2 protein-coding genes and 1 pseudogene are annotated in these 2,288 nt (G+C 71.6%); 2 read left to right on the top strand and 1 reads right to left on the bottom strand.

Annotation, left to right across the window (positions count from 1 at the left end; genetic code table 11):
- Positions 1 to 936 (top strand): annotated as a pseudogene (locus tag GX015_RS11730) (hypothetical protein); the annotation flags it as partial.
- A gap of 35 nt (positions 937 to 971) precedes the next feature.
- On the top strand, positions 972 to 1,214 hold the full coding sequence (locus GX015_RS11725; RefSeq protein ID WP_291345341.1) for a hypothetical protein: 243 nt from the start codon (positions 972 to 974) through the stop codon (positions 1,212 to 1,214).
- An 87-nt stretch (positions 1,215 to 1,301) separates the two neighbouring features.
- Here the strand turns inward: GX015_RS11725 and GX015_RS11720 are convergent, their stop codons facing one another.
- The gene (locus tag GX015_RS11720) at positions 1,302 to 2,159 is read right to left on the bottom strand and encodes an alpha/beta hydrolase (RefSeq protein ID WP_291345340.1); all 858 of its coding nucleotides are present in this window, start codon (positions 2,157 to 2,159) and stop codon (positions 1,302 to 1,304) included.
- Positions 2,160 to 2,288 lie beyond the last annotated feature (129 nt).

Genomic DNA, 2,288 nt, shown 5'->3' with positions numbered 1-2,288 from the left:
GCCGGCGACGCCGCGGCGACGGTGGCAGCGGCGGCGGATGCGTCGATGTCCGGTGCGATCGGCGCGGCCGGGGGAGTCATCGGAGGGTGCGAGTCGGCGGCCGCGCTGCCCGGTGCGGGTCCGGCGGCGGCGCAGGTCGCCGCGCAGGTGTCGGGGTCGCTGGTCCAGTGCGTCAACGGCATCATCTCCGCGCGCGACGCGTGCGTCGGCGAAATGCTGGACTGCGCCATCGCCGACGTCGAAGCGTGCGTGGCGGAATCGGACGCCGCGCCCGTGCCGCAGTGCCCCGAGGTGGTGGCGGAGTGCGAGCCGGCGGGTGCGCCGGTCGTTCCCGCGGCATCCGGTCAGGCGATCGGGAACGTGGTCGGGGGAGTGGTCGGCGCGATCACCGCGGAGGTCACGGGCGCCGTGGTCGGCGGAGTCTCGGCCGCCGTCAATGCCGGCGGGATGCTCGACTTGTGCATGCCCGCGCCCGCAGCCGACTGCCCGCCGGCGTCGGCGCCGGCCGAGTGCGCGGAACCGGTGGAATGCGTCGAACCGGCGCCCGAGCCCGAGCCGGTCGAGTGCGTGGAACCGGAGCCTGAGCCGGCGCCTGATCCCGAACCGGAGCCCAAACCAGAGCCCGAACCAGAGCCTGAGCCGGAGCCCGAACCCGAGCCGTCGGAGCCGCCTCCGCCGGCCGGGAAGCTGGAGCACATGAACCTCGGCGGTGGGGAGGCGGCGCCTGCACCGGCCGCAGAGCACGTCGCGCCGACGACTCCGGTGCAGGCACCGGCTGAATCGTCGGCCCCGGCACCTGCCCCGGCACCTGCCCCGGCACCGGCACCTGAACCGACTCAGGCACCGGCTCTTGCCCCGGCACCGAATGCCAACGCCGCTGACGCGGCCGCTGATTCCGGCACCGTGCACGCCCCGTCGGCGGGAGGGTGGTCCTGATGGAACGCGAATCAGATCCGGATCGGCTGGCGGGAATGGATCCGCTCCAGCGGGCCCGGTACGACGCGGCCGTCCAGCGCTACCACGACACCGTCGCCGCGCATCGGGCCACGTTCGAGACCGAGCTGAGGAAAGCGCGGAACGCCATCGAAGAACTGCACCGTCGTCACGATCCGAAACGGGCTGCCTCGGAATCCGAGGCGGGCACCTCCCGGCGGCGACGCCGTGTCCCCGCCACCTCAGGGCCCGTGCAGTCGATTCTGAACAAGGGCGGGTAGAGGGGCGGGTGGGCGTCGTAAAGCAGGAACCCGGAAACGACGACCGCCGCCCGGAAGACCGGACGGCGGGACGAGGAGAGGCCGGAACTAGTCGTGGGGCTGGCCCGGCAGCGGGTGGTAGGCGGTCTCCGGAAGCTGATCGCGCAGCCAATCCAGGCTGCGGTTGGTGATGCCCTTCATCTTGGTGTCCAGCTCGGCGAAATCGGAGTACTTCTTCTCGCCGCCGACCGTGGCCAAGATGTACCCCGTCAGCGCGGCGCGGGTGATCTCCTGCTGCTTCACGCTCGACTTGGAGAAGCCCATCAGGCGGCTGACCAGGGGAGTCTCCGAGAAATCGGCCTGCTCCGCACCGTCGACCTCGCGGAAGATGACGTCGCCCGCCCAGTTCACGGCCAGACGCTTCGGGTTGCCGCGGTCCAGCCACTGGTTCTCGCCGGGGCCGAGCACCAGGCCCGGGCAGTGCACGTTCGTCGCGGCGGCCTCCGCCGACGGCGACGTGTCCGCCGGGAAGATGCAGGACACGGACTTGATGTGCTCCCGGCCCGCGGCGGCCAGCACCGCGGCGCCGGCGCCCATGCCGTGGCCGGCCAGGCCCAGCTTCGCGGGGGACACCGTCACCTCGCCCTCGCCCAGGCGGACGCCGCCGAGGATCTGCAGCGCCGACTCGAGGTCGTTGGCCAGGCCACGGTGATCGGCCACGAAACCCGTCTCCGTGTTCGGGGCCGCGACGGCGATGCCCCACGACGCGAGATGCCGCAGCGTGGCGTGGTAGTCCTCCACCGGCGCGCGCCAGTCATGGCCGAACGCCACGCCCGGCACGCCCTTGCCCTTGGCCGGCGTGTACACCACGCCGGGCAGCCCGACGTAGGAGAGATCGCCGACGAGGACGCGGTGGGGGCCGCGCTTCGACAGGTTGGAGACGAGGGTCTTCAGATTCTCAGCCACGCAGCCAGCATATCGGCAATGCGGAAACCGATGTGGCCAGCGCCGGAAACGCGGGCGGAAATTTTGGGCTTTCTCGATGCAAGCAACGGGGCCATGCCCGTTTATGCTGTCAGGCATGTGTGGAATCGT

Source organism: Corynebacterium sp., assembly GCF_012837295.1.
In the GTDB taxonomy this organism is placed as follows: Bacteria; Actinomycetota; Actinomycetes; order Mycobacteriales; family Mycobacteriaceae; genus Corynebacterium.
This window is presented reverse-complemented; position numbering and strand designations above follow the sequence as displayed.